The sequence below is a fragment of the Shewanella sp. SR44-3 genome (assembly GCF_014163735.1).
Lineage (GTDB): Bacteria > Pseudomonadota > Gammaproteobacteria > Enterobacterales > Shewanellaceae > Shewanella.
Genome location: NZ_JACJDV010000028.1, coordinates 18318 through 36734, shown reverse-complemented (window position 1 = coordinate 36734; position 18417 = coordinate 18318). Strand labels below are relative to the sequence as shown.

Here is an 18417-nt window from a genome sequence, read left to right as displayed (position 1 = left end):
TGTTACTTTTTAGGTCATTATCAATCAGGCAAGCCTTGATATTGATATTGACTTTGTAATCGACTGACACCTAGCCCATTCATTTTATTTACTTTTATCTGTACACTGATGCGTTCTTTCATGGCTTCGATATGGCTTATCACGCCAATCATCTTACCTGAGGCATTGAGGTTATCTAAGGCATCAAGGGCCGTGTCTAAGGTCTCACTATCTAAGGTACCAAAGCCTTCATCTAAAAAGAGTGAGTCAATACTGGTTTTATGACTGACCAGATCTGATAACGCTAAGGCCAAGGCTAAACTCACCAAAAAGCTCTCCCCTCCGGAAAGCGTGCGAGTATCACGCACCGCATCTCCTTGCCAAGTATCAAGCACTTGTAACTCTAAGGCATCACTGCCTTTACGTTCTAGTAAATAGCGCCCATGTAAACGCCCTAATTGCCGATTAGCTAGCGCGACAAGATGATCAAGGGTTAAACCTTGAGCAAATTTACGGAATTTATCGCCCTTTTGCGAGCCAATAAGGGCATGCAAATACGCCATATCATCGAAAGACTGTTTCGCAGCCTCAAGCTGACTCACCAAGGAGCCTTGGGTCGCTTGTTGCTCGCCGTCCTCCGCTAATACTCGCTCTATCTGCCACAACTCCTGTGTCAATTGCTGCTGTAATTGCTCAAGCTCACTGTGCTCTATACGAAGCTTTGGCGCCAATCGCAGCTGATATCCAGCAAGTTGCCCCTGTTGTTGAAGTTTTTCTAACCCGAGCTTGGCTTGTTGTGCCAGCGCTTGCTGTTGATGCAAGCGAGTATCAAGCTCACTTTTTAGTGCCTGCAGAGCTTGCCTGTCTGCCTGAGTTAAACAGGCGGCGCTAAAGCTTGTTTCATCACTAAACGGGCTAGCATCTAAGGCATTATGCCAATGTTGTTGATGCTCAGTTAAGCTTGTCACAAGGTGAGTGAACTGTTCATTTAAGCTATCTAAACGCGTCTTGATGGTGTTTTCTAACGTACTGGCTTCCAGCTGCTTGCTGACAAGCGCTGCATTTACGTTTTCGGCTTGCTGTTTGTTAATTTCTGCTTGGGTTTTTTCATGCTCTATATCTTTGTCACCAAAGCAGTCAAACCTTGTCTTATTAAGCGCCTTAAGTTCCGCTTCTATCGCCATCAACTGCTGTTTGTCAGCCTCAATTTGAGTGTGGTTTTTAGTTAACTGCTGGGAAATATTACTGCTACTTTGCTGTAAAACTTCTAATTGCTGCAGCTTTTGGGTTAATTGTTGCTGTGCCAAACGCCACTGCTGTAAATTAGCACTGAGCTCACTTAACCACTGCAGATATTCAGATGCGCTGCTCTTTATAGTCGGTAAATTAACGCCAAACTGGTCGCATTCGCTTATAAGGTGTTGACTCAGCGCTTGTTGTTGCTCATCAAGCCGGTTAATCCGGCGGGTTTGTTCCTCGATGCTCTGAGTGATATTGCGCAGCTCTGCGCTTAATATTTCACCCGCAGAGGCCAGCCCTTGAGCATGAGACTCAGCTTGCTGCAGCGCTTTAAGCTCAGTCGCTTCCTTATTTTGCAGTCCTGAAAGCTGAGTCACGCATTCACTGAGCCTTTGCTGCTCTCCTGCGGCTTTGGCAATAAAAATCCGTAACCGGCTATCAAGGGCATCTAAATAGGGCGTTTCATTGCCCCCCACCACAATGCTTGATTTACCATCATTTGCCCTATTCCAAGCTGCCGGTAAGGCAAACTCTGTAGCAGAAAGCCCTAGTTGTTCTAACAAAAACTGCCAATGACTGAGTAACTGATGTTGCTCACCTATGCTGTGAGTTAATTGCTGCTGCGTGTGCTGCTCTGACAGCTCAAGCTTTGATAGCGTTAAATTAAGCCCCTCTCCTGCAAGTTTTAATTGCTCTAATTCTTGTTGGAGTTTTTGCTGGCGCAGCTCAGTGTCAGAAACATTGATGCCTTGATATTCACTGACCAAAGGGTGTTCAACTGAGCCACACAGGGCGCAAGGTTCACCGGGTTGCAACTTAGTCCGCTCAGCGGCGAGAGAGCTAATGTGCTTCTCCTGAGACAAAAGCCCAGTAACATCTTTTAATTGTTGATTTTTATCACGCCATTGCAGCCGCACCTTAGCAAGCTCATTGGCTAACACTATGGTTTGCTCAGCATTATCAGCCTTTTTTTGGGTTAGCTCATGCCAAATCTCATACAGCTGACGGTATTGTTCGAATGTCTTTAGCAGCTCATTGCGACCATTCTGGCTGTCAAGGCCCTGTTGATACTCTTGTTGTAGCTGATGTCTCTCACGACCACTGAGTAATTCAGTTATCTGCGCAGTCGTTGCTGCCAGCAAATGACTGGCCGTTATTTTAACCTGCTGCGCCAAGGTCAATTGCTGCTGGTTAACCTCAAGGTTTTGTGTGCACCGCACAGAGGATTGCTGCAACTGCCTATGTTGAATCTCAAATTCACCTCGCTGTTGTTCAAATTCAATTAACTGCGCAATTTGTGTCTTCCAACCGCTTAACTGCTCACTGAGAGCCTGCCCTTGAGGATATTGACTCAGTAATGATGAAAGTGCTTGGTTTTCAAGGGTTAAATCCTGCTTGTGAACTTGAATCGCAGATAGCTCATTATTTAACTCATGCTCAATGACGCGAGATTTATCCAAGGCTTGCTGACACTGAGTTAATTGAAATCGGCTCTGGGTTAGTTTTTGATCTAACGGTTGAACCTGAGTGTCGATTAAGTGGTTGAGCGCTTGCTGCGCCTGTTTTTCAATATTAAGCGCAGCGGCGGCCGCGCTTTGTTGCTCACTCAGCTCTTTTAGGGTTTGCTGCGCGCCCACTAATTGCAGCCCAAGCTCAGCAACTTGCTTATCAAGGATTTGATGCTGCTGTTCCAGTTGCTGTTTACGCTCAAACAATGGCACTAACAGCTGCGCAGGTTCACTGTCTGCTAAGCGTTGTAACTGATATTGCTCATCCCTGATGGCCTGTTCTGCGTCTTGAAGCCTTAGCAGGCTTTGCTCAGTTTCCAACGTTTTCGCCTGCATGGCATCGCACCATTTAAGGCAATCAACTAAGGCGAGTAACTGCTGCTGTTTTTGTGCCAGGCTCTCTTTTAAGGCCAAGGCATTGGCAAGCTTTTCATCACGCGCCTCTGCGCTGAGTAACTTAACGCTATCTAACTGCATTTTTAGCAGATTAAGCGCATGTTTTTGTTCGCCAAACTCAAGATGTACGCGCTCAGAAATCAAACTGTAAATTTCTGTGCCTGTGAGCTCTTCAAGTAATTCAGCCCGCTCGTTGGCGTTGGCGTTTAAAAACGCGGCGAAATCCCCTTGAGAGAGCAGCATAGAACGAGTAAAGCGGGCAAAATCAAGCCCGGTAATGGACTCGACTAACTCTGTTTTTTGTTTGATTTGACTGGCAAGAATCACCCCAGACTCAAGTTCAGCAAGCTCGACCTGTGCATCTTGCAAATTGCCATCGGGGAGATCTCGCGAGCGACGCTGACTCCAAAAGGCGCGGTAGGCTTTGCCTTTTACTTCAAACTCCACTTCCGCTAAGGCGCTACCCGTACCGCGGGTCATCAACTCATTGGTGGATTTGGAGATCACACTCAGTCTTGGCGTTCTGTGATACAGGGCTAAACAGATGGCATCTAAAATGGTGGTTTTACCGCTGCCCGTAGGGCCCGTGATGGCAAACAGGCCATTCTCTTTGAATGGCGATTGAGTGAAATCGATTTTCCATTCATCTTTAAGGGAGTTAATGTTTTTGAAGCGCAGGCTAAGGATTTTCATGCTTTGTCCTCCACGCCTTGAATTAACGATTCTTCCACATTGGCTAATACTTGCTGAAACTGAGCTTTAATTCGGCCACGGGTTTGCAGCTGTGGATCAGTTGACCACTCTTCTTGTGCAAGGCGCCGCTCAAAGACTTCGGTTACGGATAATTCAGCAAGAATTTCATTATCGATACGCTCAATTTGCGCGCTCCTTGCCGTGCGAGCACGTTTTAATTGCAGCACTTCTATGGGTTTGCCGTCAATAAGCTCGCCTATACGAGTCTGTAAGTCAGACAAATAATCTTGCTCACTCACCTCCACACTTAACCAAGTGTTGTGGTTTAACTGATTGCCACTCTCTTCAATGGCTTCATCTGCTGCGGCTTCTGCTGCGAGTCGATTAATTTGCGTCTCTATATGCGCTAAATCGCCCTTTATTACGGCAAGGGGCTGAAACTTTGGCACGATGAGTCCAGTGACGGTTGGCGATGTGCCATCAAACTCCACTAAAAATACGCTTTTGTCACCATTGAGTTCATCAAAACTCAACGGGATCGGCGAGCCGCTGTAGCGGATGTGCTCAGTCTTGGCGATTTTCTGCGGCCGATGAATATGCCCAAGGGCAATATAATCGGCAGCAGGAAATAAATTAGCATTAAAGGCATCGAGGCTGCCAATATAAATTTCTCGCACCGACTCTGACGTTGATGCTCCCACCGTGGTTAAATGTCCAGTGGCAATAATAGGCACTGGCGCTTGTTGTTTAGCTTGAATACCTTGGGCGACAACAAAACTATCTTGATAAAGCGCGGCAATGGCATTAGCTAACTGTTGCTGTTTATCCGCTGCTGATTGGCCTGCCTGGCTGAGCACAATATCACGGGGACGCAAGTAAGGTAGCGCACAAACGATAGCGCCCACCTCCCCTTGGCGATTGTTAAGTTCAAACACATGCTCACTGATGTTATCAAAAGCCCCTGGTATTACCCGCGCATTAAGACAAGCTAATAACTCTTTAGATTCACTTAAAGTGGAGACTGAGTCGTGATTGCCGCCCAAAATAATCAGCTGACACTCACTTTGCTGCATCTGCACTATGAATTGATTATAAAGGGCGCGAGCATAACTTGGCGGCGTACCCGTATCGAACACATCACCGGCAATAATAAGCGCATCTACTTTATGCAGTGCAATTTGCTCCAGCAGCCAGTCCATAAAGGCCCTGTGTTCCCTTGCCCGGCTCTTGCCATAAAAGTTTTGCCCAAGGTGCCAGTCAGATGTGTGGATAATGCGCATGTACTTGCTCTTATGTTAATAACAAAAAACGGATTAAAAATGATGATAAAAACACCATCTGGAGACATTGATTAAAAATATTGACTAAACAGTAGCTTGATGCTCATTAATAAAGACATAAAAACCACCAAAGGCTTAATGATAGCGACGCCTTTAGTCACCACAAGACGAGAGCCTAAAGTTGCACCTATAGCCTGGCCTACCAACATAATTAATCCCAGTACCAACACCACCTGACCACCAATAGCGAAGAAAATCAGTGAGGCCACATTGGTTGAAAAATTCAATAGTTTAGCATGGGCGGTTGCCTTAGCTAAGCCAAAGCCTGCCAGTGAGACAAAAGCTAGCGCCAAAAAGCTACCTGTACCTGGGCCAAAAAAACCGTCATAAAAACCGATACCTAAGGCTGCAGTGAAGGCAAAAACTGTGGGAGTGATGACTTGGTTACGGTCGTTTTCTGAGATTTTCTTAGAAAATAGGAAGTAGCCACCGATAGCAAGAATAAGAAAGGGCAACAAGGTCTCCAGTACACTGGCATCGATCATCTGCACCCCTATAGTGCCCAATGACGCGCCAACAAATGCACATGCGAGGGATAATTTTATCTTGCGGACATCCACCATACCTTTACGAATAAAGTACCAACTGGCGAAGAAACTGCCGCCACAGGATTGCAACTTATTGGTACCAAGGGCTGCTGCGGGGGGGAGCCCTGCCCACAAGAGCGCAGGAATGGTCAGTAAACCACCGCCACCGGCGATAGAGTCGATAAATCCCGCTAAGATGGCGACGCTAAACAGCACTGCCGCCATTTCCACTGTTAATTCAAACATGCTTTGACTTATATTAAGCTGATTAAGCCTGATATTAGACCCTGTTTTTACTTAAAACTCAAAGCGCTTAGCAAGGAACTTACAGCAATAGAATGCCGTATTAATTCACCAACAGGTATTACTGCGAGGTTAGCTATCTAAAACGGCTTGAGCTAACTCACTCTTGGCGACTAATTGACGGCGTGTTAAGTATAAGTTTAAACATAAAATACTAATAAGCCCTGCATAAATAAGCATTTTAGAGAGACTAAAGTTTTCTTCAAATAGCTCAACTGCCACTAGTGTCCCAGCGATGGGCGAAATGAATTGATATAAAGAGATCTGGCTAAACGATACTTTCTTACTGCCCAAAATGAATAGCCCTAATGGCAAGCACGTTAATATGCCAATCAATGGCAATAGCCATAATTGAGTGTGGCTTAATGCTTGCCAATGTTGCTCCGGCTCTAACAGGGTAAATAGCACTACAATTGCAACAGGTAATAATAAGCTGGTCTCACGTTTCAGTGCTGTAATTGGCGCTAATGATTGGCTACGATGCCAAAGAATATAAGCGGTGAAACAAGCACCAATAAAAATACCTGCAATGGGGAGTACTTGCTCAATCATGGCATCGACAGCGATAAGTCCAAGGGCTGCGAGCATGAGGCATAATAAGGTAAGGTTGCCCCGATTAGCAGGCAATAAATAATCTACAATGGCAAATAAAATAGGGGTAATTAAATAGGCGTAACTCGCCTCTAGAGCATGCCCGCTTTGAACTGTGAGTGCATAAACACCCCAATTGGCACCAATAAAACACGTTGAGGGAATGTACTTAAGCCAACTTTTTAAACCTTTATCTGTGCTTGGAGTATGATTAAATACCAGATGCAAAATAAGCCAAGTAAACACTATCTGCATAGTGAGCATAAACAGTGGCGAAGTATCAGTAAAAAAGAAGAAGAAAATCGGTAAACCGCCCCAGATGAGGTTTGCGGCTATGATAAAAAGGTGTGCCATGGCTTTGCCATCCTTGTGCAAAATTAATTCTTGTACGACTCAATCATACTTTTAAAGCAAACTGTTAAACATAATCTTGGAAGAAAACAATTAATAAACCAAGATTAAAAATCTAAGATAAAGCCAGCAATTTGCTGGCTTTATCTTGTCTGTTAGCGCGTCAATTAGTGTTTACAATCCGGCCCATGGACATGGCCATCATCGGCAAACTCATCATCGCCTTCTTGATGCTGCATCACGCCCCAGCCATCTGTCATGCCATCAAACTCAGCTGCAAAGGTGTTAAGTTCCGTTTCTTTAGCCACAAGCGCATCATAAGCCGGCACCATAGTGATAGCGACAATCAGCTCCCACTTTGCAATTTCATCATCAAAAACAAGCTCTAGCTCACCTTCTAAGTCTGATTGACTTAAGGCTTCAAGGGCTGATTCTGCATCACTCTGCTCATCAAAAACTAAGAAGAAATCCACTTCTAATGCTTTGCTAAGATCGATACCTGCATCGGCCATCGCTTTAAGCATTTCACCATTATCGTCATCTGGAAATTGCATGTTTATTCCTTACTTAGTGGCAACTATTTTAATAGATACATTATTGAATTCAATGACATCACCCACAACACACTTCTTGCGTTTTCGAGTATCAACTTCGCCATTAACGTTAACTTGGCCTTCGGTAATCGCATGTTTGGCTTCACCGCCGCCATTAACTAAACCTTGTACTTTAAGCACTTTATACAGTTCTACAAACTCATCACCGCTTAACAGTGGAAACTCTTGAATATTATTCACGCTTTTGCCCTTTGGGTCGCTAATCTAAACCGAGGCGGCTCATTTCTGTGGCGAATTATACCCTAAGTGCCCTTAACAGGCATACAGCATTTTAAAGGGATCAGGATATTGATATACAAAGCCAAACTGCTGACACAGAAGCGCTCCTGATATGACTTTGGTAGGCATCAGCTGCTGATTAAACTCTGGCGCAGCAAGACCTAGATGAGCGCTTGCAAAGGCGTAAAACTCCCCTTTGTTTGGGTGTATTGGTGCAACAACATTGTAGATTTCAGTAGTGCTATTAACACAGTTATTAGCGCGGTGTTCTGCATTAATTATCTGCATCACAGCGGCGATACAGTCATCAAGATGCACAAGATTAACCGCCACATTTGCGCCACTTAAAGATGCTTTACCCGCCAAAAAGCGTCCTGGATGGCGATTAGGGCCGACAAGACCTGCAAACCTAACAATGCAACTATTCGTTATTTGAGCAAATAAAGCTTCTGCTTTAAGCAAGGTCTCGCTGGAGTCGCTGTGGGGCGCGGCATCTGCTTCACTTAATGGCTCACTGCAGTCCATCTTGGCGGGGTAAACACCTGTGGTGCTGATGAACACTAGCTTTTGATAGTAACGCGGACCTATCAGTGTGAGTAGTTTTTGCAACTGTTCAAGGTAGCGGCTTTCAGGTTTACCAGCCTTTTTTCTGAGTCCTGGAGGGATATTAATCACCAAAAACTCACAATCAAGAACCCCATTTATCTCATCAGCAAAAGAGTCTTGATTTAAATCCAGTGGATAAGCGGTTACACCAAGGCTCGCCAGCTGCTTACAGCCTTCAAGACTACGTTTAGAGCCAATAACTTGATGCCCTTGCTTTATGAAGGCTTGGGCTAATGGTAAGCCAAACCAACCACAGCCAATAATGCCAATTTGCTTCATTTGGGTATAGGATCCTTTGGGAAATAAAGAGTGTATTTAATAGCGTCAAATCCATCTGTGTCGTATTCACGGGGAGGAATGCTATTTGATGTCTACGAGTTAATGCCTGATGTTTTTTATGGCTGATATTTGATTAAGGCTGAACGCGAGTCTGGGCAGTAATAAATTTAGCCACTAAAACCACTGATTAGCTATCTGGCATGGCGCTGAAATAAAAACTTATCGGACTGTCGGCCTGCAAGGTTTTTAATGCACCTTCGGTGAGTTCTTCTAATTTAAGCACTGAACTTACCGTCACATCTTCTTCCAGCAAGAATCGTAAATTAGGTTCACCACCAGCATGATTACAAGACCACACATGGGGCTGCTTCACTTCACTGGTGGTCATCATCACTTTCCCTATACTGCCATCCGACAAACTAACTAAAGTCCCAGGGGGAAAAATACCCAGCACTTTAACCAAAATACCGATTAATGATTGTGAATGTTGCTTCGCATGAGACTTAAATAGGGTGCCAAGCGCTAATTGAGGCGAGAAGGTAAATTGCGCTAATAAGTCCTCATAATCATTCACTAATGACACTATCTGAGTCAGCTGAGGAATATCTTTTTCAGTTAAATGATCAGGGTAACCACTGCCATCTATGTATTCATGATGATGAAGCACAATATTCAGTACATTTTTAGGGTACAAGCTACAAGCGTTGAGCGTATCAAAACCTAAATTAGGGTGCATTTTTAAATAGTTACGTTCGGGCTCGCTGAGATCATTACGCTTACGGCGAATATTCTCAGGAATCTTTAATTTGCCAAAATCATGGAACAAGCTACCCAGAGCCAGATCGCGCATATCGCTCTTAGGTAAATCTAATGCATGACCTATCATCAAGGACAACACAGCCACTGAGATCCCGTGCTGAGTTACACTGACTTCCATTTCACCGCTACCCACTAATGTCAGATATGGTGTATCAGTCTCTTGTAAATGCTCAACCAAGCCTTCGACTAATGTCGCCGCATCACGATAAGCCGCTTCTGGGTCTAGCCCCACTTTGGCAAATACACTACGACTTTCATTAATATTATTTAAAAAGCGCTGCTGCCCAATACGCATGGCTTTGATGGCTGCTGATTTTGAATCAAGAGCACTGCCTTTGGTTTTAGGTTTCGCAGCGTCCTCTGCCTCAGAAGCATCTTCGACTTCATCAATAGTTTCAGGCAAAAGTTCATGGCCTGACAGTACATAAACAAAGCTCAAATCCAAACCACGGATAAGCTCTATTTGTGCAAGACTTTTGAGTTTAATTCGATTAATAAAAAAAGGATGTTGAGTCCACTTCAAGGGTAATTTTATCGTCAAGCCCACCAACATTTGCGAGGCTGGGATTTTTGTTAATTCAGCTTTGGCCACCCTGTCCCTCCTCTGAAGTAGACGTTAATAATTTATGTTGAGTTAAAGGTAACAGTAACTATAGATTATTATTAAAAAAAAGTGATTATAAGCTAGCTTTTGCTTATTTTATCAGCGCGAACGCTCATTATTACAGCAAAAGTCTTATTGACTTGGCTAATTACAGGAGTTTATTGCCTTTTCTTATTGTCTTTATCGTGTGCTTGCAGCTGTTCGAGCTCTGAAGGTGCATTGGCAGCAGTGCGCTTTGATATCTTGGGGCTAATACTTGCTAAAGATTGGTCAGTGCCATGATCCACTGAAACTTCATCAGGCACACTGTGTGTTTCAAGCACTTCTTCCTTATGCCAATCTTTAGCATAGTACTTAAGCCGTTTTGAATTAGCTAAATAGAGGGCTGACCAGAATAAGATAAGCCCATCTAGGGCGTAGCTAATTTTAAAGATGAAATAATCATGCACTAACCTCTGGCCTAAAATAATGGCATCCAGTACCAGTAACAGCCACATCATGCTGATAAAGTGCCTAAACACGGGTTGTATCCAAATAGGCGAGCGCTTGCGCTCACTAATCACTAAGCCGTAAATCATCACAGCACCAATACCTGATATCAGTGCCAAAATGAAGTCACTTTTTTCTGGATAAAACAGCTTCACTAAGCCTGCTTGATCGCTAAATTGAGTCAAAGAGGCAATAAACACACACCAGCCTCGAGCTAAAAACACCAATATCAAATACAAGAAGATGGGCGGTTTAATCTGGCCCTTTTCATCGAGCCAAGTAATATTGCTAAAATTCAAACTGACTCCAGATGACACGATTACAATCAATTAATGACAGGCTGTTGCTTGATAAAAGACGCATCCCCCTGCTTAGCCTACTGTGGCTAAGAAGGTCAGCAGCTCAGCTTCATCAATCACTTTTACACCCAGTTCCTGGGCTTTAGCAAGCTTAGAGCCAGCGGCTTCACCCGCCACCAGACAATCGGTATTTTTAGACACGCTGCCAGCCACTTTGGCCCCAAGGGCTTGTAGCTGAGCTTTCGCATCATTACGATTAAGCTGAGTTAAAGTGCCGGTAAGAACCCAGGTCTGGCCTTTTAACGGCAAATCGGCTGCTGCAACAACCGTAATTTCAGGCCAATTAATCCCCGCAGCCAAGAGTTTATCCACCACTTCAAGGTTATGAGGTTGAGCAAAGAAATGCCCAATATGCTTAGCCACAATTTCACCTACATCATCAACCTCCAGTAACTGTTCAACCTTGGCCTCACGCACTGCGGTTAAGGTTTTAAAGTGGTTGGCAAGGTTTGCTGCGGTGGCTTCACCGACTTCACGAATGCCTAAGCTGTATATAAAGCGCGCTAAGGTGGTGGTTTTAGCCGCTGCAATTGCAGCAACTAACTTAGTAGCCGACTTCATCGCCATTCGCTCTAACATGGTTAGCATGGATGCGGTTAAACTAAAAAGATCTGCGGGTGATTGTACTAACTCTTTATCAATCAGCTGCTCGACAATTTTATCGCCCATACCATCGATATTTAACGCTTTACGAGAAGCAAAATGCTTGATGGCCTCTTTTCGCTGGGCTTCACAGAATAAGCCACCACTGCAGCGAGCCACGGCTTCGCCTTCTAAGCGCTCAACCAAGCTTTGGCACACTGGGCAATGCGTTGGAAAGACAATATCTTGGGCATTATTAGGACGTTTTTCAGGCACTATGGCAACAATTTGTGGGATCACATCGCCCGCACGGCGAATAATCACAGTGTCGCCCACTTTTACCCCAAGGCGCGCTATTTCATCGGCGTTGTGTAAGGTGGCATTTGATACCGTCACCCCGCCGACAAATACCGCTTGAAGCCTGGCCACAGGAGTGACAGCGCCGGTGCGGCCCACTTGAAAATCCACGGATTCTAGTAAAGTCATCTCTTCTTGGGCTGGAAATTTATAAGCAATAGCCCAGCGCGGCGCTTTGGCCACAAAGCCTAAACTCAGTTGCTTATCAATGGCATTAACCTTAATCACAACCCCATCAATTTCATAGCTTAACTGACTGCGTCGATTAAGAATGTCAGCATAATAGGCATACACTTTTTCTAGGCTATCGCACAGCTTCACTTCTTGGCTGACAGGTAAGCCCCAGCGTTTTAGCTGCTGTAACTGACCAAAATGGCTTTGCTCCATGGGCTGAACTTCACCCTCAACAACGCCAAGTGCATAGGCATAAAAGCCCAGTGCCCGTGAAGCGGTAATTTTAGAATCCAATTGTCGTAAACTGCCCGCTGCGGCATTACGCGGGTTCACAAAGACTTTGTCGCCTTTGGCTTGCTGGCGAGCATTAAGTGCATCAAACGCCGCTTTGGGCATAAAGACTTCGCCACGCACTTCAACCAACTCTGGATAACCTTCACCGCGAAGACTCATGGGGATGGGTTTAATGGTGCGCACATTTTGTGTGATATCTTCGCCCACTGAGCCATCACCGCGAGTGGCTGCCCGCTCAAACTGGCCGTTACGATAGGTGATAGACACAGCTAAACCGTCAAGTTTAGGCTCACAGACATAATCGACACTAGCCACTTTATCAGTAATACGTTTATTGAACGCCTCAAAATCAGCTTGCTCGAACGCATTATCTAAGCTGAGCATCGGCTTTAGGTGAGTCACTTGGGAGAATTTGTCTAATGCATGTCCGCCTACGCGCCGACTCGGTGAATCCGCTTGAATGTATTCAGGATAGGCAGCCTCTAAAGCCAATAGCTGTTGCATAAGTCTGTCATAGTAGGCATCAGTGACGCTTGGGGCGTCATCCACATAGTATTTAATATTGTGTTGATTAAGCTCTTGAACTATATCGGCAATTTGCTTTTTACTCTCTGACATCTGATCTTCCTACTAGATAACAAATAAGGCCGCTAAGCGGCCTTATTTGTTATATTAAACTTAGACTTAGACTATGGCTTTTATACGGCGTAAATAATCTTGTTTATTGTGCTCTGTCCAGGTTTTACGCTGTTCATCTAACACCACTGCACCTAAATCATCAGCAAGCTGCTCAGCAGAATTAAGCATGATAGAGAAGTTATATTGAGCATCACCATAGCAAGGTAATGTCATAAACATCACTATCCCTTGGGTGCAAAACTGTTCCATATTGTCAGGCTCAAACACCCCCGGCTTCATCATGTTAGCTAAAGAGAACAACACCTTGCCGTTACCAGCATTATCGCTGTGACGATGGAAAATATTCATATCACCAAACTTAAAATTCAGAGATAACAAACAGGGCAGCAATTCTGCACCTTGAATTTCTTGTCCATCTTGCGCAACCACGTGCAGTACTAATACATCTTGAGGCTCACCCAGCGCTTCTGGCTCCTGGGGCGACACCTCTGGAGTTGCTTGGGCTTGCGCCGCTAAGGGCTGCGAGCTAGAAACAGGTTCAGAAAATAATTCAGGCTCATGCTTTCCTGTCTCAAATTGAGCTGGCTCTGCCATAGTTTTTACTGTTGATGCTCGCTCAGCGGTTACCGGTTCAAGGCTACGGGCAGCTGTAGTCTCAGTTTGAGCTTGAGACGTTTTTTGTAACGTCATCACAGGAACGCTGGTGTGATTATGATGCCCAGCTTGCTCTTTATCACCGGGCTTGCGCACACGGACAGCGCCAATGCCATCAGCATCAAAGCCTTGGCTATCACGACGTTGTGCTTCACTAATATTTTGCGCCCGTGTTCTTTCTCTTATCGGCTTAGGTTGCTGTTTGCGAATAGACCAAAAACCATGTGCCAATACCGCAATAATAGCGATAGCACCCAATACAAACAAAACAAGTTGTAAATCTTCCATTGGTTACCTGTATTCCTATTTATAGCGCGTCCGCCATGGCGACCGCTTGTTCTATATCCACAGCAACTATACGTGAAACCCCAGGTTCATGCATAGTAACGCCAATTAATTGATCTGCCATTTCCATGGTTATTTTATTATGGCTAATGTATATAAACTGTACGCTTTGGGACATTTCTTGTAATAAACGGCAAAAACGTTCGACGTTGGCATCATCGAGTGGCGCATCAACTTCATCTAACATACAAAAAGGTGCTGGATTCAGCCTAAAGATGGCAAACACCAATGATAATGCGGTTAGCGCTTTTTCTCCACCGCTTAATAAGTGAATGCTACTGTTCTTTTTCCCTGGTGGCTGCGCCATGATGGTCACGCCTGTTTCAAGCAAATCATCTTCTGTTAACGCTAAATATGCCTGACCACCGCCAAACACTTTAGGAAACAGTAAACCTAAATCTTTATTTACCGCCTCAAACGTAGCCTTAAAGCGACTGCGGGTTTCCTTGTCTATCTTACGAATCGCATCTTCAAGGATCAATAAGCCTTTGTTTAGATCTTCATCTTGCGCATCTAAATAGCTTTTACGCTGCTGTTGCACTTCATATTCTTCAATGGCAGCAAGGTTTATGGCGCCTAGCTTTACGATTTCTGCCCTTAGTGCATCTAGCTCAGTGCTGAGTTGCCCAGTTTTGACATCCGCCTTTAGTTGAGCAATTACATTAGCCACATCCACCTTATGCTCATCGAGCAATTGCTGCTGCGCATCAGCCTGACCTTTAAAACCCTCACGACGTAACTTTAACGCGCCTATCTTTTGAGTCAAGCCTTCAATGATACCAAGCTGTTGTTTTTGCGTTAATAGTACATTATCTAGCTCAGTTTGAACCTTAGCTTGTTTACTACGGGTATCATTTAGCTGTGTCTGCTGTATTGCTTGAGTCTCCAGCAACAGGGCGAGTTTACGCTCGTGTTGGCTATGTTGGTCTTGTTCTTGGCTACTTTGTTGCTGACGGCTTGCTTGCTCAAGTTGCGCTAAGCTATGGCTCAACTCTTGGTGTTTAAGGGCCGTTTGCTTCAATGCTTGTTGTTGCAGCGCCAATTGAGTGCTCAAAGATTGGCGAACTTGCTCATGGCGTCCCTTGGTTTTTTCTTGCTCAATGCGCGCAGCTTTAGCCTGCCTAAGTTGAGCACTAACCGACAACCACTCTTGATTAACCTTTTGCTGAGTGTTGGATAAACCTTGTAATACATCGTCTTGATTGTCTAGCCATTCCTGCAAGGCCGCTTGTTGCAGCAGGCTTTCTTGCCGCTGCAGCTCAAGTTGAGATTGGGCAGCCACAAGTTTTGCTAAATGCTTGGCACGGGTGTCATCTTGGTGCTGTAACCTAGCAAGTTCAGAAGTTAATGTCTGCAGCTTAAGTTGCAACTCATGGCCTTGTTTCTGGGTATCAAGCACTGACTGTTTTATCTGGGTCAGCGCTTGCTTTGCCTCAAGCATCTGCTGATGGGCGAGCTCAGTGTCAACATTCAAACCCTCAATATGCAATGAAAGCTGACTCAGCTCTTGGGTCAATAATAGATTTGACTGTTTTTGGCTCTTGGCTTGCAATAAAAAACCTTGCCCGAGTAAATAACCATCACGGCTCACAAAGCACTGCTGTGGCTTGAGTTCATTAATATGAGCTTTAGCATAGGCTAAATCTTCAACCCAAATAAGTTGCTCTGTCCAAGGGGCCAAATTCACTTCGGCTGAAAATGCCTTATGGCTAAATGAAGTTGCTGAAGGCATAAACCCTATGTTTTGACAGTCTTGCTCAAAGCCTGCTTGAGTCAGAGTGTTAGGTTGCAATATTTTTGCCTGCAGCACTTGTTGCAAAGCTAATTCAACCGCAAGTTCCCAACCTGGAGTCACCTTAATGTGTTGCCACAGTAGCACAGAGCCATCAGTGCCTTGTTCATCGGCTAACCACTCTTCTATTACTTGATAGCGGGATTTGGCTGACGTTTGCGCGGACATTAATTGCTGATAATGCGTTGTGCTGTCATTAAGCTGCTGCTCTTGAGCATGCAAAGCCTGTTCAAGCTCGGCGCTAAGCTGGGCCTGTTGTAATTGCGCCTCTTGGTTATCCGTTAATGTAAGACGCAGCTGCTCGCAGGCATCATGATTATCCCTGTGTTTCAACCCATCGTACTCATTGGCAAGCTCGATAAGTTTTGACTCGCTTTGCAGTAAGTCCCGTTGAACATGCTCAAGCTTAGAATTTTCTAATGCATAGGTCATTTTTGCGCTGGATAAAGCTTCTTGACTGCGGCTTAACTTTTGGTTGAGTTCATCGCTGCTGTCTTCGAGGGCATTGATTTGCTCCTCGAGCATCTCAAGGGCCTCTTGGCTCGCCTGCCACACAGCTTGCTGCTGGGCTTGCTCGGCCTCTAACCTTTGCAGCTCAAGCATCCCTTGGTTTTGCCCATGGATATTTTGCTCAAGCTGGGCCGTTAACGCTTGTTTTTGCTGCTGCCACTGGCTGTGCTGCGCTTGCCAATGCTGCAGGGCTTGTTCACATTTAGCAATATCAGTGCGGCTTTGGTAAAAGTGCTCAACTTGCTGCTGCTCAAGCTCCGTTAACTCGGCTAAGCTGGTTTGCCATTGCAATAATGTCAATTCCGCAGCTTGTGCAGCAGAATTAATTGCCGCCAATTCAAGTTCAAACTGCTGAACTTCTTGTTCAATTTTTTGGGTATTAAGGGCTAACTCTTGATAACGCACCACGAGTAATTGCGCCTGTAACTGGCGCTCGCTATGCTTAAATTCGCGGTAAGCTAACGCCGATTTAGCCTGCTGCGCCAGTTTATCGAGCTGAGTGCCTAGCTCAAGACGAATATCATTTAGGCGCGCTAAGTTGTCACGGGTATGGCGAATGCGATTTTCAGTCTCTTTACGACGTTCTTTATAACGAGAAATGCCCGCAGCTTCTTCGATAAATACCCGCAAATCTTGCGGCCTAGATTCAATTAAACGTGAAATAGTCCCTTGTTCAATAATGGCATAACTGCGCGGGCCAAGACCGGTTCCCATGAATAGGTCGGTGATGTCTTTACGACGGCATTTTTGTCCATTCAGAAAATACGAACTCTCGCCATCACGGCTCACCTGACGCTTAACGGAAATTTCTTGATAACTGGCATATTGACCAGCAAGGCGACCTAAGCTGTTATCAAATACCAGCTCAACCCCTGCTACTGACACAGGGCGACGTACACTTGAGCCATTGAAGATAACATCAGCCATCGAGTCGCCACGAAGATTCTTGGCCGAGCTCTCTCCAAGCACCCAGCGCACCGCGTCGATGATGTTTGACTTACCGCAACCGTTAGGGCCAATAATTGCTGATAGTTGCTGTTCGAAGGGAATTTTAGTCACGTCGACAAAGGATTTAAATCCAGCAAGTTTTATCTGTTTTAATCTCATATTGCTAAAGAGTCATTTCCTGGGCTTAAGACAAGTATCAACGGCGCCCACTTTAACAATTAGGTCGCATTTTGTAACGATTTTTATCAGTGAAATAGCGATATCGCCTTGTTTTATGACCTTGAGATAAGCACAATCCTGAAAAGACTTTTAAGGAGAGCCTTAATGCCCAGCGATGTAAAAAAAACGAATAAGAGTGGCTTTGACTACTTTATGGCAGGTTTTAGTTTAATTAAACAACCGGGGTTACGAAGCTTCGTATTTATCCCGCTTATGATTAATATCCTGCTCTTTGGCACTGTAATGTATCTAGCCATTGGTGAATTAGCGCTGTTGTTTGACTGGGTTAATGGCCAACTACCAGAATACCTAACTTGGCTTAAGTTTTTCCTTTGGCCTTTGGCTGTGCTGAGCTTACTGGTTATTATGTCTTTTATCTTCAGCTCAGTGATGAACTGGCTTGCAGCTCCTTTTAACGGCTTGTTGGCTGAAAAAGTGGAGCAACACCTTACCGGCAAAGCGCTAAACTCTGGCGGCGCCATAGATTTGGTGAAAGATTTGCCAAGAATTTTTGGCCGTGAATGGCAAAAGCTTAAATATTATTTACCGCGAGCTATTGGGTTTTTAATTCTGTTTTGGGTTCCTGTCGTCGGCCAAACCTTAGCACCTGTACTGTGGTTTTTATTCACAGCCTGGATGATGGCAGTGCAGTATTGTGATTTCCCGTTTGATAATCATAAGGTGCCATTTGAGGACATGAAATTTGCCCTGAGGCAAACCCGAGGCACAAGTTATAGCTTTGGCGCCGCCGTCACCTTATTTGCCATGATCCCTATCATCAACTTTATCGTGATGCCTGTAGCGATTTGCGGCGCAACAGCTATGTGGGTCGACAGGTACAGAGAAGCTTATAAGCACCCTGTGATTGCCGCTGACTAGCTAACCTCAGCTCAGTTAGCTAACACATAATAAAAAACGCCAAGGTTTCCCTTGGCGTTTTTTATTAATCCTATACTCGCACTCAGTCTGTAATCATCAGTGGACCAC

Annotated in this window: 13 protein-coding genes; 1 reads left to right on the top strand and 12 read right to left on the bottom strand. The window is 44.9% G+C overall.

Going from position 1 to position 18417, the window contains the following annotated elements:
- Positions 1–20 precede the first annotated feature (20 nt).
- The 12 genes from H5073_RS13330 to smc form a co-directional block, all read right to left on the bottom strand.
- Complete coding sequence (locus H5073_RS13330) at positions 21–3815, bottom strand: AAA family ATPase (RefSeq protein WP_182680057.1); 3795 nt, start codon at positions 3813–3815, stop codon at positions 21–23.
- Positions 3812–5095, bottom strand: coding sequence for an exonuclease subunit SbcD (gene sbcD / locus H5073_RS13325; RefSeq protein ID WP_182680056.1), 1284 nt, complete (start codon positions 5093–5095; stop codon positions 3812–3814). Before sbcD ends, H5073_RS13330 begins: the two co-directional genes overlap by 4 nt.
- Before the next feature lie 71 nt (positions 5096–5166).
- On the bottom strand, positions 5167–5928 hold the full coding sequence (locus H5073_RS13320) for a TSUP family transporter (RefSeq protein ID WP_182680055.1): 762 nt from the start codon (positions 5926–5928) through the stop codon (positions 5167–5169).
- A gap of 129 nt (positions 5929–6057) precedes the next feature.
- Positions 6058–6930, bottom strand: a complete 873-nt coding sequence (locus H5073_RS13315; RefSeq protein ID WP_182680054.1) for a hypothetical protein — start codon at positions 6928–6930, stop codon at positions 6058–6060.
- Between the two features lie 164 nt (positions 6931–7094).
- Positions 7095–7481, bottom strand: a complete 387-nt coding sequence (locus H5073_RS13310; protein WP_182680053.1) for a ribonuclease E inhibitor RraB — start codon at positions 7479–7481, stop codon at positions 7095–7097.
- 9 nt (positions 7482–7490) lie between these two features.
- Positions 7491–7721, bottom strand: coding sequence for an RNA-binding S4 domain-containing protein (locus H5073_RS13305; protein ID WP_182680052.1), 231 nt, complete (start codon positions 7719–7721; stop codon positions 7491–7493).
- A 72-nt stretch (positions 7722–7793) separates the two neighbouring features.
- Entirely contained in the window at positions 7794–8645 is an 852-nt protein-coding gene (locus H5073_RS13300; RefSeq protein ID WP_182680051.1) for an NAD(P)-binding domain-containing protein, read from the bottom strand.
- 187 nt (positions 8646–8832) lie between these two features.
- Positions 8833–10056 carry an HD domain-containing phosphohydrolase gene (locus H5073_RS13295; protein WP_182680050.1) on the bottom strand — a complete coding sequence of 408 codons (1224 nt, stop codon included), beginning with the start codon at positions 10054–10056 and terminating at the stop codon, positions 8833–8835.
- Between the two features lie 170 nt (positions 10057–10226).
- A complete protein-coding gene (locus tag H5073_RS13290) occupies positions 10227–10856 on the bottom strand; it encodes a DUF2919 domain-containing protein (RefSeq protein ID WP_182680049.1) in 630 nt (209 codons plus the stop codon).
- Positions 10857–10928: 72 nt separating this feature from the next.
- Entirely contained in the window at positions 10929–12941 is a 2013-nt protein-coding gene (gene ligA, locus H5073_RS13285) for an NAD-dependent DNA ligase LigA (RefSeq protein ID WP_182680048.1), read from the bottom strand.
- A 66-nt stretch (positions 12942–13007) separates the two neighbouring features.
- Positions 13008–13904, bottom strand: a complete 897-nt coding sequence (gene zipA / locus H5073_RS13280) for a cell division protein ZipA (RefSeq protein ID WP_182680047.1) — start codon at positions 13902–13904, stop codon at positions 13008–13010.
- A 19-nt stretch (positions 13905–13923) separates the two neighbouring features.
- Entirely contained in the window at positions 13924–17370 is a 3447-nt protein-coding gene (gene smc / locus H5073_RS13275; RefSeq protein ID WP_182680046.1) for a chromosome segregation protein SMC, read from the bottom strand.
- 165 nt (positions 17371–17535) lie between these two features.
- On the opposite strand from smc, the gene cysZ reads away from it, so the two are divergent.
- Positions 17536–18309 carry a sulfate transporter CysZ gene (gene cysZ, locus H5073_RS13270; protein WP_182680045.1) on the top strand — a complete coding sequence of 258 codons (774 nt, stop codon included), beginning with the start codon at positions 17536–17538 and terminating at the stop codon, positions 18307–18309.
- The last annotated feature ends 108 nt before the right edge of the window (positions 18310–18417 follow it).